Annotated in this window: 1 rRNA gene; it reads right to left on the reverse strand. The window is 50.6% G+C overall.

Going from position 1 to position 1,654, the window contains the following annotated elements:
- Window positions 1-40: 40 nt before the first annotated feature.
- Window positions 41-1,578: ribosomal RNA gene (locus tag J3T98_RS05185) — 16S ribosomal RNA — on the reverse strand.
- Window positions 1,579-1,654 lie beyond the last annotated feature (76 nt).

Raw genomic sequence — 1,654 nt, forward strand, 5'->3', positions numbered from 1 at the left:
TCTAAACAAACAATCTGTGTGAACACTTACGAGCTCTTCGTAAGGAGGTGATCCAACCGCAGGTTCCCCTACGGTTACCTTGTTACGACTTCACCCCAGTCATGAATCACACCGTGGTAAACGCCCTCCCGAAGGTTAAGCTATCTACTTCTGGTGCAACCCACTCCCATGGTGTGACGGGCGGTGTGTACAAGGCCCGGGAACGTATTCACCGTGACATTCTGATTCACGATTACTAGCGATTCCGACTTCATGGAGTCGAGTTGCAGACTCCAATCCGGACTTAGACGTACTTTGTGAGGTCCGCTTGCTCTCGCGAGGTCGCCTCCCTTTGTATACGCCATTGTAGCACGTGTGTAGCCCTGGTCGTAAGGGCCATGATGACTTGACGTCGTCCCCACCTTCCTCCGCTTTATCAACGGCAGTCTCCTTTGAGTTCCCGACCGAATCGCTGGCAACAAAGGATAAGGGTTGCGCTCGTTGCGGGACTTAACCCAACATTTCACAACACGAGCTGACGACAGCCATGCAGCACCTGTCTCACAGTTCCCGAAGGCACTCTCGCATCTCTGCAAGATTCTGTGGATGTCAAGACCAGGTAAGGTTCTTCGCGTTGCATCGAATTAAACCACATGCTCCACCGCTTGTGCGGGCCCCCGTCAATTCATTTGAGTTTTAACCTTGCGGCCGTACTCCCCAGGCGGTCGATTTATCGCGTTAGCTTCGGAGCCCATCACTCTAGGCAACAAACTCCAAATCGACATCGTTTACAGCGTGGACTACCAGGGTATCTAATCCTGTTTGCTCCCCACGCTTTCGCATCTCAGCGTCAGTATCTGTCCAGAAGGCCGCCTTCGCCACCGGTATTCCTCCACATCTCTACGCATTTCACCGCTACACGTGGAATTCTACCTTCCTCTACAATACTCTAGTTAACCAGTTTTAAGTGCAATTCCTAGGTTGAGCCCAGGGCTTTCACACCTAACTTAATTATCCGCCTACATGCCCTTTACGCCCAGTCATTCCGATTAACGCTCGCACCCTCCGTATTACCGCGGCTGCTGGCACGGAGTTAGCCGGTGCTTCTTCTGTAATTAACGTCAATTGATGCACCTATTAGATACACCACCTTCCTCATTACCGAAAGTACTTTACAACCCGAAGGCCTTCTTCATACACGCGGCATGGCTGCATCAGGGTTTCCCCCATTGTGCAATATTCCCCACTGCTGCCTCCCGTAGGAGTCTGGACCGTGTCTCAGTTCCAGTGTGGCTGGTCATCCTCTCAGACCAGCTAGAGATCGTCGCCTTGGTAAGCCTTTACCTTACCAACTAGCTAATCCCATATGGGTTCATCAAATGGCGCATGGCCCGAAGGTCCCATGCTTTGGTCTCTCAACGTTATGCGGTATTAGCAGTCGTTTCCAACTGTTGTCCCCCTCCATTCGGCAGATCCCCATACTTTACTCACCCGTCCGCCACTCGTCATCAAGTGCAAGCACTCATGTTACCGTTCGACTTGCATGTGTTAAGCCTGCCGCCAGCGTTCAATCTGAGCCATGATCAAACTCTTCAATTTAAAGTTTGATGCTCAATAACTGTCTCTGACATAATTCAAATGAATCTTCAGTGTCACTTATCAAGACTTAATTTTT

It is taken from the genome of Gilliamella sp. B2772, from assembly GCF_026536985.1.
GTDB lineage: Bacteria > Pseudomonadota > Gammaproteobacteria > Enterobacterales > Orbaceae > Gilliamella > Gilliamella apicola_E.